General features: G+C 75.4%; 11 protein-coding genes. 4 read left to right on the top strand and 7 right to left on the bottom strand.

Translation table 11 applies throughout. The features are described from left to right. Nucleotides 1–277: 277 nt before the first annotated feature. Nucleotides 278–1180, bottom strand: coding sequence for a DMT family transporter (locus QWY29_RS17785; RefSeq protein WP_300962474.1), 903 nt, complete (start codon nt 1178–1180; stop codon nt 278–280). A 31-nt stretch (nt 1181–1211) separates the two neighbouring features. Between QWY29_RS17785 and QWY29_RS17790 the strand changes: the two genes are divergently transcribed. Continuing rightward, nucleotides 1212–2615, top strand: coding sequence for an aminotransferase-like domain-containing protein (locus QWY29_RS17790; RefSeq protein WP_300962476.1), 1404 nt, complete (start codon nt 1212–1214; stop codon nt 2613–2615). 103 nt (nt 2616–2718) lie between these two features. Here QWY29_RS17790 and QWY29_RS17795 read toward each other — a convergent pair whose 3' ends face one another. From QWY29_RS17795 to QWY29_RS17810, 4 genes are all read right to left on the bottom strand, one after another. Beyond that, on the bottom strand, nt 2719–3894 hold the full coding sequence (locus tag QWY29_RS17795; RefSeq protein WP_300962478.1) for a CaiB/BaiF CoA transferase family protein: 1176 nt from the start codon (nt 3892–3894) through the stop codon (nt 2719–2721). 127 nt (nt 3895–4021) lie between these two features. Then, nucleotides 4022–5227 carry a serine hydrolase domain-containing protein gene (locus QWY29_RS17800; RefSeq protein ID WP_300962480.1) on the bottom strand — a complete coding sequence of 402 codons (1206 nt, stop codon included), beginning with the start codon at nt 5225–5227 and terminating at the stop codon, nt 4022–4024. A 136-nt stretch (nt 5228–5363) separates the two neighbouring features. Next, nucleotides 5364–6065, bottom strand: coding sequence for a response regulator (locus QWY29_RS17805; protein WP_300962481.1), 702 nt, complete (start codon nt 6063–6065; stop codon nt 5364–5366). Continuing rightward, nucleotides 6062–7375, bottom strand: a complete 1314-nt coding sequence (locus QWY29_RS17810; protein ID WP_300962483.1) for a sensor histidine kinase — start codon at nt 7373–7375, stop codon at nt 6062–6064. The genes QWY29_RS17805 and QWY29_RS17810 overlap by 4 nt, the downstream gene beginning before the upstream one ends. Nucleotides 7376–7486: 111 nt before the next feature. On the opposite strand from QWY29_RS17810, the gene mqo reads away from it, so the two are divergent. Together mqo and QWY29_RS17820 are read left to right on the top strand one after the other, a co-directional pair. Continuing rightward, nucleotides 7487–9037 carry a malate dehydrogenase (quinone) gene (gene mqo, locus QWY29_RS17815; RefSeq protein ID WP_300962485.1) on the top strand — a complete coding sequence of 517 codons (1551 nt, stop codon included), beginning with the start codon at nt 7487–7489 and terminating at the stop codon, nt 9035–9037. 188 nt (nt 9038–9225) lie between these two features. Beyond that, nucleotides 9226–10806, top strand: coding sequence for a fatty acyl-CoA synthetase (locus QWY29_RS17820; protein ID WP_300962486.1), 1581 nt, complete (start codon nt 9226–9228; stop codon nt 10804–10806). A gap of 23 nt (nt 10807–10829) precedes the next feature. On the opposite strand, the gene QWY29_RS17825 is transcribed toward QWY29_RS17820, so the two are convergent. Beyond that, nucleotides 10830–11426, bottom strand: coding sequence for a malonic semialdehyde reductase (locus tag QWY29_RS17825; protein ID WP_300962488.1), 597 nt, complete (start codon nt 11424–11426; stop codon nt 10830–10832). 112 nt (nt 11427–11538) lie between these two features. On the opposite strand from QWY29_RS17825, the gene QWY29_RS17830 reads away from it, so the two are divergent. Next, entirely contained in the window at nt 11539–13035 is a 1497-nt protein-coding gene (locus tag QWY29_RS17830) for an FAD/NAD(P)-binding protein (RefSeq protein WP_300962489.1), read from the top strand. Between the two features lie 46 nt (nt 13036–13081). Here QWY29_RS17830 and QWY29_RS17835 read toward each other — a convergent pair whose 3' ends face one another. Then, nucleotides 13082–14167 (bottom strand): SLC13 family permease, encoded by a 1086-nt coding sequence (locus QWY29_RS17835; protein WP_300962490.1) that lies wholly within the window; start codon nt 14165–14167, stop codon nt 13082–13084. Nucleotides 14168–14183: the final 16 nt, after the last annotated feature.

A 14183-nucleotide genomic window follows, 5' to 3' on the forward strand; every position in this document is an offset into this window, starting at 1 on the left:
CTCCACCTGCTCCATCCGGAGGGCCCGACCGCACCGCGGTCGGGCCCTCCGGCGTACGTCGTGGCCGCTCGCCCGCTCACTCGCTCGCCTGGCTGGGACGCCGAGTAGCCAGTTCCTGCACGCCGAGTCGGCACTTCTGGCGCGCCGAGTAGGCAGGAGTTGCGGGCGCCGGCCCGAAGTGCCGACTCGGTGCGTCAGAAGTGGCGACTCGGTACGTCGGAGGTGGCGACTCGAGCGGACACAGGTGGCGACTCGGCGGCTCTCGGACCCACCAGGATCAGGCCGGGCGCAGGCGGAGCCGGGAGCGGACGGCGCCGGCCGCGCACCCGATGACGGCCACCGCGCCGAGGCCCGTGCGCCAGCCGACCGCCTCGCCCAGCAGCAGGGTGGCCCACAGCAGGCTGAGCACGGGCTGGGCGAGCTGCACCTGGCTGACCTGGGCCATCGGGCCGATGGCGAGACCGCGGTACCACGCGAAGAACCCGAGGAACATGCTCACCGCGGCCAGGTAGCCGAACGCTGCCCACTCCGCCGCCGATCCCTCCGGCGGGCGGCGCACCACCGCGACGACGGTCAGCACGACCATGAGCGGCGCGGCCACGAGCAGTGCCCAGGAGACCGTCTGCCACGAGCCGAGCTCCCGGCTGAGCAGCCCGCCCTCGGCGTACCCCACCGCCGCGGCGAGCACCGCCCCGAGCAGCAGCAGGTCGGCGACGTGCACCCCGCCGCCCGTCCCGCCGGCCACCGCGAACCCGACGGCCGCCACCGCCCCCGCGGCCGAGAACGCCCAGAAGCGGGGCGTCGGCGACTCCCCGGTCCGGAGCACCGCGACGACCGCCGTCGCGGCCGGCAGCAGCGCGATGACGACGGCGCCGTGGGCGGCCGGCACGCTCGTGAGGGCGTACGTCGTCAGCAGGGGGAACCCCACGACGACCCCGCCCGCGACGACCGCGAGCCGCGCCCACTGCCGTCCCGCGGGACGGGTGGCGCGGGCCAGGCCGAGGGCGACGGCGGCGAGGAGGGCGGCGACCACCGCGCGGCCGGCGCCGATGAGCAGCGGCGAGAGCCCGCCGACGGCGACCCGGGTGAGCGGCACCGTGAGAGAGAAGGCTGCGACGCCGAGGGCGCCCCAGGCGAGACCGGCGGTGGTGACCCCCGGGGCGATGGGTATCGGCTCCATCGCGAGCGTAGTAGCGCTACTGTCGTCCGTCATGAACGACGGTAGCAGCGCGCGGATCGTCCAGGTGCTGCGGGACCGGATCCGGACGACGCCGCCGGGCTCGCGGCTGCCCTCGACCCGCGAGCTGGTGCTGGAGCACGCGGCGAGCCCCGTCACCGTGCAGCAGGCGTTGCGCGTGCTGACCGCGGAGGGCCTGGTGGAGACGCGGCCGGGAGTGGGGACCTTCGTGCGCGCGCAGCGGTCGCTGCGCGCCGCCGACCACGGGTGGCAGACCGGTGCGCTCGGGGCCCCGCGGGCGGTGCTGCCACGGGTCGCGGGGGCGATGCGCGTGGCGCCGGAGGGGGCGGTGGCGCTGCACTCGGGCTACCCGGAGTCGGGCCTGCTGCCCGAGCGGCTGGTGCGCTCGGCGCTGGCCCGGGCGGCCCGCGGGTCGGCGGCGACGACCCGCCCGCCGGCGGCCGGGCTGCCGGACCTGCGGGCGTGGTTCGCGGCCGACCTCGCGGCGGCCACCCCGGCCGACCGGACCGCACCGACCGCGGCGGACGTGGTGGTCGTGCCCGGGACCCAGAGCGGCCTGACGACGGTCTTCCGGGCGCTCGTGCCCCTGGGCGGGCCGCTGCTGGTCGAGTCCCCGACCTACTGGGGCGCGGTCCTCGCCGCCGCCCAGGCCGGCGTCCGCGCCGTCCCGGTCACCGGCGACGCCGACGGCCTCGACCCCGACGAGCTCGACCGGGCGCTGCGCGCGACCGGGGCGCGCGCGGTCTACGCGCAGCCCACCTGGGCCAACCCGACCGGCGTGCAGTGGTCGGCCGAGCGCTCCGCCGCGGTGCTCGACGTGGTGCGGCGGCACGGCGCTTTCCTGGTGGAGGACGACTGGGCGCACGACCTCGGCATCGACGCCGATCCGCGTCCGCTCGCCGCCCAGGACGACGGCGGCCACGTCGTGCACGTCCGGTCGCTGACCAAGAGCGTCTCCCCGGCCGTGCGGGTCGGCGCGCTCGTCGCGCGGGGACCGGTGCGCGAGCGGCTGCTGGCCGACCGCGGCGCGGAGTCGCTCTACACCAGCGGCGTGCTGCAGCAGGCCGCGCTCGAGGTCGTCACCGACCCCGGCTGGCGCACCCACCTGCGACGGCTCCGGCCACGGCTGCGGGAGCGGCGCGACCTGCTCGTCGCCGCCCTGCGCGAGCACGCCCCGGCGGTGGATCTCGCGGTCGTGCCCACCGGCGGGCTGCACCTGTGGTGCCGGCTGCCCGACGGGTCCGACGTGGGCCGGGTCGTCGCCACGTGCGAGGCGCGCGGGGTGTGGGTCGCGCCGGGGGACGAGTGGTTCCCGACCGAGCCCACGGCGGCGTACCTCCGGCTGAGCTTCACCGGCGACGACACCTCGGGGTACGCCGCCGCCGCGCGCGTGCTGCAGGAGACCGTCGGGGGATAGTCCGTGACGCTCGGCAGGCGGATCGGGTCGAAACCCCTGCCGAACGTCACGGACTACCGCGAGACCGACCGCGTGCCTGTGGACAACCGGGTCGGCGCGGCGCTCAGTCCTCGTCGAGCCAGGCGCGGATGGCGTCGTTGTGCTGGCCGAGGGTGGGCGGGGCGACGTGCTGCTCGCGGCCGCCGGAGTAGGCGTTGTCGTCGAAGCGCAGCGGGGAGCCCGGGAGCTGGATCGGGCCGAGCGTGGAGTGCTCGACGTCGAGGAGCAGGCCCTGCGAGAGCGTCTGCTCCCACGAGTAGACGTCGTCGAGCGAGCGGACCTTGCCGGCCGGGACGCCGGCGGCGTCGAGGCGGGCCAGGGCGGTCTCGGCGTCGACGTCGGCGAGCAGCCCCTCGATGGTCTCGATGAGGGCGTCGCGGTTGGCCACGCGCTCGGCGTTGGTGGCGAAGCCCTCGCCGGCCGGGTCGATGCCGAACTCCCGGGCGAACGCCTGCCACAGCTTCTCGGAGCCGCACGCGATCTGCACGGGCGCGGTGGCGGACCTGAACATGCCGTACGGCGCGATCGACGGGTGGTGCCCGCCCGCGAGGCCGGGGACCTCCTTGGCGACGGTCCACTTGGTGCCCTGGAAGGCGTGGACGCCGACCATGCCGGCGAGCAGCGAGGTGTGCACGACGCGGCCCTTGCCGGTGCGCTCGCGCTCGTAGAGGGCCGAGACGACGCCGTACGCACCGTTCATGCCGGCGAGCAGGTCGGCGATCGGGACCCCGACCTTGGTCGGCTCGGTGAGGCCGGTCAGCGACATCAGGCCGCCCTCGCCCTGGGCGATCTGGTCGAATCCGGAGCGGCTGGCCTCGGGGCCGTCGTGGCCGAAGCCGGTGATCTGCAGGACGACCAGGCGCGGGTTGAGCTCGTGGAGCCGCTCGACGGGGAAGCCGAGGCGGTCGAGGACACCCACCCGGAAGTTCTCCATCAGCACGTCGGCGCGCTGCACCAGCTTGGCGAGGACCTCCTGGTCGGCGGGGTCCTTGAGGTCGAGGGTGATCGACTCCTTGTTGCGGTTGGTGGAGAGGAAGTACGTCGACTCGCGCGACGCCCCGGTCTCCTCCGCGTCCGCGGGGTCCACGAACGGCGGGCCCCAGCCGCGGGTGTCGTCACCGGCCGGGCTCTCCACCTTGATCACGCGGGCGCCGAGGTCGCCCAGCATCATCGCGGCGTGGGGCCCGGCCAGGGCGCGGGTGAGGTCGAGCACCAGGACGTCGTCGAGCATCGCGGACATGGGCCCGACGCTACTTCCAGGGCTCCGGCGGCTGAATGGCAACTCCTGCCACGCTGCCCCGCGGCCGGTGTCAGGTGGCACCGGCCGCGGGGCCCGGGTGGTGCGTCGGCGTGGCCGGCGTCGAGGGTCAGGAGCGGCAGAGCGCGACCTCGACGGCCCGGTTGACCGCCGCCAGCATCGACAGCTCGGTCGGCAGGGCGTTGACGGTGACGACCGCCCACCGGCCGTCGGTGGTGGCGAGGTTGCGCGTCTCGAAGCCCTGGATGTCGCCGCCGTGGCCCCAGCCGGTCACGCCGCAGTCCAGCGTCCTGCGAGCCAGGCCCAGGCCGTAGCGCCAACCCGGGTCGAGGTCGAAGTCAGCCGCCGCCACGGTCCGCTTCATCGCGGCCAGCTGGGCCGGGGGCAGCAGGTCGCCGCGGAGCAGGGCGGCCATGAACCGGCCGAGGTCGCGCGGCGTGCTGACCAGCTGGCCGGCGGCCCACCCGAGGGAGGGGTCCATCCGGGTGAGGTCGTGCCACGCGCCGCCCGGCTCGTCGGCGTGGTAGCCGTGCGGGTGGGTGCCACGGATGCGCTGCTCGCCGGCCTTCGGCCAGTAGGTGTCGCGCAGGCCGAGCGGGGCGATGATCCGGCGCTGCACCAGCTCGCCGACCGGGCGACCGGTCACGCGCTGGGCGAGCAGCCCGAGCAGGACGTAGTTGGTGTTGCTGTAGGCCCAGCCCGCCCCGGGCGCGAACTGCGGCTCCTCGGCGAGCGCGGCGTCGACGAGCTCGTGGGGCTCGAAGTAGGTGTGGGCGATGGAGCGCAGGTCGTCGCCGCCGTCGATGACGATCGAGTCGTAGTCGGGCAGCCCGCTGGTCTGCTGGAGCAGCTGGCGGACGGTGATCCTGCGCCCGTCGCCTCCACGTCCGCGGACGACCCCGGGCAGGTACCTCTCGACCGCCGCGTCGAGCTCCACCTCGCCCTCGGCCACCAGCTGCAGCACGAGCACGGCCGTGAACATCTTGGTGTTGCTGGCGATGCGCACCCGGCCGTCCTCCGGCATCGGGGCGCCCGTGCGCAGGTCGCCCGCGCCGGCCCGATAGGTGCGGACCCGCCCGTCCTCGCCGCGCACCGTGATCGTGGCGCCGGGGAAGCCGGCCTCCGCCACCAGGCGCTCGACCTGGCGCTGGACGGCGGGCACGCGTCCCGCGGTCGCGCTGGGGGTCTCCGGGGCGGCGGAGGCCGGGACGGTCGAGGTAGGGACGCCGGCCAGCAGGGTGGCGGGCAGGGCCGTCAGGAGGCCGCCGAGCAGCAGCGCTCGCAGGGCGGTCCGGGTCGTGCGTCGGTCTCTCATCGTGGCTCCCGAGGTCGGTGTGGAGGGGTGGCTTCGACGCTAGGGATGCGACGCCCCCGCCATCGAGCGCCGAAGGGACCAACCCGCGGGTTCCATCCTTCGATGGAGGGCCCGGTCCTGCGGCCCCGGCGAACGGTCAGTCCGGCAACCGCACGAGCCGGTTCTGGTAGGCCCAGACGGCGGCCTGGAGCCGCGAGCGGACCCCGAGCTTGGGCAGGATCCGGGCGAGGTGCGACTTGACGGTGGACACCTCCAGGACGAGCTCGCGGGCGATCTCGTCGTTCGACATCCCCTCGGCGAGCAGCAGCACGATGTCGAGCTCGCGGGCGGTCAGCAGGTCGGTGCCGCGGGCGGCGGTGACCGGCTGCGCCCGCCGGCGGGCGAGCACCTCGCTGACGACCCGCTTGGTGAGGCTGTCGTGCAGCGTCCCGTTGCCGGCGGCGACCGACCGGACGGCACGGACGAGCACCTCGGGCTCGGCGTCCTTGAGCTGGAAGCCCGCCGCCCCCGCCTCGAGCGCGCCGAAGAGGTAGTCGTCGATCTCGAAGGTCGTCAGCACCAGCACCGGCACCGGGTCCTCGACCCCCGGCCCCGCGAGCTCGCGGGTCGCGCCGATGCCGTCGAGCACGGGCATCCGGACGTCCATGCACACCACGTCGGGGCGCAGCCGGCGGGCGAGGTCCACCGCCTCGCGGCCGTCGGCGGCCACGCCGACCACCTCGATGTCGGGCTCGGCGCCGAGCAGCGCCTCCAGCCCGGCGCGCACGAGGGCCTGGTCGTCGGCGACGACCACGCGGACCACCCCCTCGGGGGTCGCCACCTCCGGGGTCCCGCTCACGTGACCTCATCCTCCCGCGGCAGCACCAGCCGCACCTCCCAGCCCCCGTCGTCGGTCGGGCCGGCGTCGACCCGCGCGCCGGTGAGCTCGGCCCGCTCCCGCATGCCCAGCAGCCCGAAGCCTCCCGCGGACGACCCGTCGACGCCGGGCTCCTCCCGGGCCGGCCCGTTGCGCACGACCAGCACCACCTCGGGCCCGTCCGCGTCGAGCACGACCGAGCACGCCGCGCCAGGGGCGTGCCGGCCGGCGTTCGCAAGCGCCTCCTGCACCACGCGGTACGCCGCCAGCTGGGCCAGTGGCCCGACCTGCTGCTCCGCGGCGCCGGCCTCCCCGTGGACCGTCCAGGTGACGTCCCGGCCGGTGGCGACCACGTCGGCCACCAGGTCGGCGATCCCCGCCAGGGTCTCGGGCCGGGCACCGCCCGCGGCGTCCCGGTCGCGGAGCAGCCCGACCAGGCTGCGCAGGTCGCGCAGCACCGACCGGCTCTGCTGCCGCACCGCGCGGGCCGCGGCCCGGGCGCCGTCGGGGTCGGTGCCGACCTGCCGCTCGAGCGCCGCCGCGGCGATCGCGATCCCGGACAGGTGGTGGGCGGCGATGTCGTGGAGCTCGCGGGCCATCGCGGTCCGCTCGCGGTCGAGCGCGGCCTGCACGAGCGCCTCGTGCTCGCGCACCAGCGCGCGCCGCTCGTCCTCCCGGGCGCGGGTGCTCTCGCGCAGCGCGGCGACCCAGCCGGTCACCAGCAGCACCAGCCCGAGGGTGACCCCGGCCTGCAGCGCGGCGACGCCGAGCGCCTGCCAGACGGCCAGCCCGCCGTCGGCGGCCGCGACCGTCCCGGCGAGGGTCACCAGCACCGCGACCGCGGCCACCGTCGGGGCGAGCGCGCGCAGCGGCCGGGTGGTCCCGGCGACGTACACCGCCACCACGACCGCGAGCGTGGTGAGGCTGGTGGCGTCGCGCCCGCCGCAGACCGCGACCGCCACCGCCAGCAGCGCGACCGCGAGCAGCGCGGCCCGGGGACGCGCCCGCGTCCAGCACAGCGCGAGCGACTGGAGCAGCAGCCCCGCGACGGTCGCCCACCAGGCGGGCCCGCCCGCCCGGGGCAGGCCGGCGGCCGGCTCCGCACCGGCGCCGCCGACCAGCAGGATGCCGACGGAGACCACGGCGCAGCCGACCGCGGCGAGGACGGTCGGGCGGGCAGGACGGTGGTCGAGCGACGTACCCACCCCTCCCCGCAGCACCCCGCGCAGCACCCCTGCGGCGCCGGTCCGGGGAGCGTAGCGACCGGGGTCGGTGGGGCCCGTGTGGCGCACCTCTCAAGCAGGGACCCTCCGTCGAGGGGCACTGGCGGGTGTGAGATATGGGCCCGTCACAGTGGGTCGTTGGCAAGCAAGCCCTGCGCTGAGCGATCAGGAGAACGGCCCGTGCAGCCTGACGGAAACGATGTAGCACGCCCCACCGCCAGCGGTCCCGCGACCGCTGGAGGGGCCCACCACGAGGGCCCGGCGGCGTACGACGCGCTGCTGGTCGGCGGCGGCATCATGTCCGCCACGCTGGCCACGCTGCTGCACCACGTGGAGCCCACCTGGCGCATCGGCATCGTCGAGCGTCTCGACGAGCTGGCCCAGGAGTCCTCGGGCCCGTGGAACAACGCCGGCACCGGCCACGCGGCGCTGTGCGAGCTCAACTACTCCCCGCAGCGGCCCGACGGCTCGGTCGACGTCAGCAAGGCGATCGAGGTCAACGAGCAGTTCCAGGTCACCCGCCAGCTGTGGTCGTTCCTCGTCGAGAGCGGCGCGCTGCCGGACCCGTCGACGTTCGTGCGCCCGACGCCGCACCTGTCGTTCGTGTGGGGTGCCGAGAACGTCGAGTACCTCCGCCGCCGCCACGTCGAGCTGGTCGACCACCCGCTCTTCGCCGGCATCGAGTTCACCGACGACCCCGACGTGATCGCCGAGTGGGCCCCGCTGCTCATGGACGGCCGGGACCGCGCCGAGCCGGTCGCCGCCACGCGCGCCGTCGGCGGCACCGACGTCGACTTCGGCTCGCTCACCCGCCAGCTCGTCACCGGGCTCGCCGACAGCGGCGCCGTGGACCTGCTCACCGGCACCGAGGTCCGCCGCCTGCGCCGCACGGCCGAGGGCTGGCACGTCACCGCGAAGGGTGGCTTCGAGGCCCGCGCGCGCTTCGTCTTCGTCGGCGCCGGCGGCCAGGCGCTCACCCTGCTGCAGCGCTCGGGGATCGAGGAGATCCGCGGATACGGCGGCTTCCCGGTCAGCGGCGAGTTCTGGCGCACCACCGACCCCGAGCTGGTGGCTCGCCACCAGGCGAAGGTCTACGGCAAGGCCGCCGTCGGCGCGCCGCCGATGTCGGTGCCGCACCTCGACACCCGCGTCGTCGACGGCGCCCCCAGCCTGATGTTCGGGCCGTACGCCGGCTTCAGTCCACGCTTCCTCAAGCACGGTTCGCTCTTCGACCTGCTGCGCTCGGTGCGGCTGCACAACCTGCGCCCGATGGTGCAGGCCGGCCTGCGCAACCTGGGCCTGGTCGTCTACCTCGTCAAGGAGCTCCTCGCCGGCCGCGACAAGCAGCTGCGCGAGCTGCAGACCTTCTTCCCCGGCGCCACCGCCGACAAGTGGGAGAAGATCACCGCCGGGCAGCGCGTCCAGGTCATCAAGGACGTGCCCGGCCAGGGTGGGGTCCTGCAGTTCGGCACCGAGGTGATCACCGCCCGGGACGGCAGCATCGCCGGCCTGCTCGGCGCCTCGCCGGGTGCGTCGACCGCCGTCCCCGCGATGCTCGACGTGATGGCGCGCTGCTTCCCCGACCGGATGGAGGACTGGCGCCCCGCGCTGGAGAAGGTCATCCCCAGCTACGGCCGGCGCCTCAGCGACGAGCCCGAGCTGGCCCGCACGGTCCTCGCGCAGACCTCCTACTCGCTCGACCTCGACGCCTCCACGCCGCCGGCCGCCTGACCGGCACCCAGCAGCCAGCAGCCAGCTGCCAGCTGCCAGCTGCACCGAGCGTCCCGAGACGGCCCCCGACCACCAGGTCGGGGGCCGTCCGTCGTCCCCGGGGTCCTAGCGTGGTGCTCCCCCCGCCGCACCACCAGGAAGCGAGCCACCACGTGTCCAGCCCCGCCGTGTCCAGCCAGCCCCAGCCCGTGCCCAGCCCCGTCCGGCCTGCCGAGACCACCGCGGCGCGCGGCAACGCTCTCGGCGACGTCCTGCGTCGCAGCGCCGCCCGCTACCCGGCCAAGGCGGCGATCATCGACGGGGACCGGACGCTGACCTACCGCGAGCTCGACGCGACCGTCGACGCGGTGGCCGCGACCCTGGAGGCGCACGGGGTGGCCGCGGGCGACCGGGTCGCGCTGCTGAGCCGCAACTGCTGGGAGTTCGCCGCGCTCGCCTGGGGCGTGGCGCGGAGGGGTGCCGTGCTCGTGCCGGTCAACTTCATGCTGACCGCACCCGAGGTGGCGTTCCTGCTCGACGACGCCGAGGTGTCGCTGGCGTTCGCCCAGGACGCCTTCGTGCCGGTGATGCGCGACGCGCTCGGCTCGGCCGGGCTCGACGTCCCGCTGGTGACGATCCGCGGGACGGGCGACGGGGCGGGCGGGAGGGCGTTCGAGCACTGGCTGCAGCCCGCACCGGAGGACTGGCAGGCGCCGTACGTCGACGACGACGCGCCGGTCCGCATCATGTACACCTCCGGCACCGAGTCCCGCCCGAAGGGCGCGATGCTCTCGAGCCGGTCGCTGGTCGCGGAGTACACCAGCTGCATCGTCGACGGCGGCATGAGCGCCGACGACGTCGACCTGCACACTCTCCCGCTCTACCACTGCGCGCAGCTGGACTGCTTCCTCGGCCCGGACCTGATGCTCGGCGCGACCAGCGTCATCCTCCCGGCGCCGGACCCGGTCGCGGTGCTGTCGGCGATCGAGGAGCACGGGGTGACCAAGTACTTCGCGCCGCCGACCGTGTGGATCTCGCTGCTGCGCAGCCCCGAGCTGGAGCGACGCGACGTCTCGACCCTGCGCAAGGGCTACTACGGCGCCTCGCCGATGCCGGTGGAGGTGCTGCGCGAGCTCCTCGAGCGGCTGCCGGACGTGGACCTGTGGAACTTCTACGGCCAGACCGAGATCGCGCCCGTCGCCACGATCCTCCAGCCGCACGAGCAGCTCGAGGCCGCCGGCTCGGCCGGGCGGCCGGTGCTGAACGTCGAGACCCGCGTCGTCGACGACGAGGACCGGCCGGTGGCCGTCGGCGAGGTCGGGGAGATCGTGCACCGCACGCCGCAGGCGACGCTCGGCTACTGGCGCAACCCCGAGAAGACGGCCGAGGCGTTCCGCGGCGGGTGGTTCCACTCCGGCGACCTCGGCGTGATCGACGAGCACGGCCGGCTGACCGTCGTGGACCGCAAGAAGGACATGATCAAGTCCGGGGGCGAGAACGTCGCGAGCCGCGAGGTCGAGGAGGCGCTCTACCTCCACCCCGACGTCTCGGAGGTCGCGGTCTTCGGCGTCGCGGACGCGAAGTGGATCGAGGCCGTGACCGCCGCGGTCGTCCTCAAGGAGGGCTCGACCACGACGGTCGCCGACCTCGCCGAGCACTGCCGCGGCGTCCTGGCGCCGTTCAAGTGCCCGAAGCGGATCGAGCTGCGCGACGCCCTGCCGAAGAACCCCAGCGGGAAGATCCTCAAGCGGGTGCTGCGCGACGAGGTGGTCGGCACCCCGGCCGGCTGACGCCGGTGTCCCGGCCGGGCCGCTCAGGCCTCGCGGACGACCTGGTCGAGGTCGAGGCGGGGGAGGCGGTCGAACCACGCGTTCTCGGCCGGCCGGCCGAGGTTGACGACGACCAGCGACGTCAGGCCGGTGCCCTCGAAGAGGTCGGCGTCGAGCGCCGCGGCGTCGAAGCCGGTCATCGGCCCCGCGGCGAGCCCGGCGGCGCGGACGCCCACGAGGAAGTAGCCGACCTGCAGCGTGGCGTTGAAGCGGGCGGCCTGCTCGCGCGCCTCGTCGTCGGCGAAGACGTCCTTGGCGCCGGCGAAGTGCGGGAAGGTGCGGGTCAGGTGCTCGTGGAAGTCGGTGTCCGCCGCGAGGACGGCGACGAGCGGGGCGGCGGCGGTCTTCTCCCGGTTGCCCTCGGCCATGTGCTTGAGCAGCCGCTCGCGGGCCTCGCCGGCGCGGACGAGGACGATCCGCAGCGGTTGGGTGTTCATCGCGGTCGGGCCGTACTTCACCAGGTCGTAGATCGCGGCGACCTGCTCGTCGGTGACCGGCTCGTCGGTGAACGCGTTGGCGGTGCGGGCGTCGCGGAACAGCAGGGCCTGGGCGTCGGGGGACAGCGGCAGCTCGTAGGTCATGGAACGTTCAACGACCAGCAGGTCGGGTCCACTCCTCGCCGGGGCGTGGTCTGCGCCACGCCGCCATCAGCCCGGCGTGACGCGACCAAGTCGGCTGACTAGAGTGAGTCACATGACTTTGACGAGCGAGGACGCCATTGGTACGACGACCGCTGCCCAGCCGGCGGGGCTGCGCCTCGTCGTGGTCGGCGCCGGTGCGGCCGGCTCGCTCGTCCTGCTCCACCTCGCGCGGCACCTCGCCCGGGGCGCGGCCGGCGCTCCGGGAGCGCCGCGCGTCGAGGTCGTCGTGCTCGACCCGAACGGCCCGGTCAACGGTGCGGCGTTCTGCACGACCGACGACCGGCACCTGCTCAACGTGCCGGCGTCCGGCATGTCGGTCGATGCCGAGGACCGGTTCGACTTCGTGGCCTGGCTGGTGGGCGAGGGGGTGCTGGAGGAGGGGGCGTCGCCGTACTTCTTCGCGCCCCGTGCGCAGTGGGCGCGCTACCTGCGCTCACGGCTGGACGACGCGCTGGCCGCGGCCGCCGACCGGCTCGCGGTGCGGCACGTGGCCGACGCCGTGGCCGGCGTGGCGCGTGTCGGCGAGGGGGTCCAGGTGACCACCGCTGGCGGCGAGGCCGTCGAGGCCGACCAGCTCGTGCTCGCGACCGGCCTGCCGAGCGTGGGCGACGACTGGGTCCCCACTGGCGGCGCGGCCGCGCTGGCGGGCCACCAGCGCTACGTCGCCGACCCGTGGCGCCCCGGCGCGCTCGACGCCGTGGTGCGCGGCGACGGGGACGTGCTGGTCGTCGGCACCGGGCTGACAATGGTCGACGTCGCGGTCAGCGTGGCCGGCTCCGGTGACGGCGACCGTCGCGTCGTCGCCCTCTCGCGGGCCGGCCGACTCCCGCAGCCGCACGCCGCGTCGTACCTCGGCGAGGTCGTCCCCGACGTCTCGACCTGGGGCGACAGCCTCGACGAGCTCCGCGACGCGGCCGTCCGGCACCTGCGCGACGTCGAGGGCACGCAGGGCGACTGGCGCCCGGCCGTGGACGGCCTGCGCTACCGGGTCGCGGAGCTGTGGGGCCGGCTGGACGACGCCGACCGGGCGCGGTTCCTGCGCGAGGTCGTCGGCGACTGGGGCGTACGCCGCCACCGGATGCCCCCCACCACCGCCGAGGCCGTCGACGTGGCCGTCGCGGCGGGCCGTCTCGAGGTGGCCGCCGGCCGGGTCGTGGCCGTCGAGACGACCGGGGACGGGTTCGTGGTCGAGACCGTCGACGGCCGCCGCGTGCGGGCCGCCTGGGTTGTCAACTGCACCGGCCCCCGCTCCGACATCCGCACCCTGGGCAACCCCGTGCTCGACGCGCTCCTCGGCGCCGACGGCTCGCCCGCCCTGGCCACCACGGACCCGCTGGGCCTCGGCCTGACCACCGTCGATGGCCAGCTGGTCGACCCCACCGGCGCGCTCCAGCCGGTGTGGACCCTCGGGGCGCTGCGCCGCGGCGAGCTGTGGGAGACCACGGCCGTCCCCGAGATCCGGACCCAGGCCGAGCGGCTCGCCGGCGACCTCGCCGCGGTCGCGGTCGCCCGGCCGACCCGACAGCGAGGTTCGTCGGCCGGTCGCTGACGCCTGCGGACCCGCGCTGCCGCCCCCGTCGCGGCGGCGGATGGCCTCAGGCGACGAGCGCGCCGAGGACGACGCTCAGCGGCACGACGAGAAGCCCCTCGCGGAGGAACGCCGCGCCGGACACGTGCAGCCCGGCCAGCCGGCAGCGGCGACGCCACAGCAGGTTGGCCAGCGAGCCCCACAGCAGCAGCATCCCGCCGGTGTTGACGCCGACGAGCAGCGCCGGCTGGAGGGCGTCGCCGGTCAGCGGTGCCAGGGCCAGCCACGCGGGCAGGTTGTTGACGAGGTTCGACAGCAGCGCCGCGGCGCCCGCGACGGCGACCGGTCCCGGCCAGTCGACCGGCCCCGGGTCGAGCACCCGCACGAGCAGCTCGACGAGGGTGAACAGCGCGAACGTCCCGACCAGGATCACCGCCGGCACCGACCGCGCCAGCCGCCCGGGACGCACGAGGTCGGGGGAGCGCAGCGCCGCGAGCGCCACCAGCACGGCCAGTCCGCCGGTCGCCGCGGCCCACGCCGGTGCACCCAGCACGGTCGCCACCGCGATCCCCAGCGCGACGGTCGCGCTGCCGGCGACCAGCACGGCGTCGTACGACGGGAGCGTGCGGGGGACGGCGTAGGTGCCGGCGAGCGCGGTGCGGTGCCGGAGCCCGAGCACGACCAGGACGACGGCCAGCACGACCAGCTGCGGCAGCCACAGGTCGGTGACGAACGCGCCGGCCGAGCTGCCGGTGCGCTCGACCGCGAGCAGGTTGGTGAGGTTGGAGATCGGCAGGAGCAGGCTCGCGGCGTTGGCCAGCCAGACGGTCGCGAAGGCGAACGGCAGTGGCGCGACGCCGACCTGCGCGGCGAGCGCCAGCGAGACCGGGGTGAGCATGACCGCGGTGGTGTCGATGCCGAGCAGCACGGTCACCACCGTGGCCAGCAGGCAGTGGGCGGCGAAGAGGAGCGGGGTCCGGCCGCGGGCCAGGCGGGCGACCAGCGACGCGGCGACGTCGAAGAGCCGGGCGTCCGCGCACAGGTCGCTCACCAGTGTGATCACCAGCAGGAAGGCCAGCACCGGCCAGGTGGTCGTCCACGCCGACCCGACGGCGTCGACCAGCGCGTCGGGGACCACGGCTCCGGCGACCACGGCGGCACGCTAATGC

The organism is Nocardioides abyssi, assembly GCF_030412915.1.
In the GTDB taxonomy this organism is placed as follows: Bacteria; Actinomycetota; Actinomycetes; order Propionibacteriales; family Nocardioidaceae; genus Nocardioides; species Nocardioides abyssi.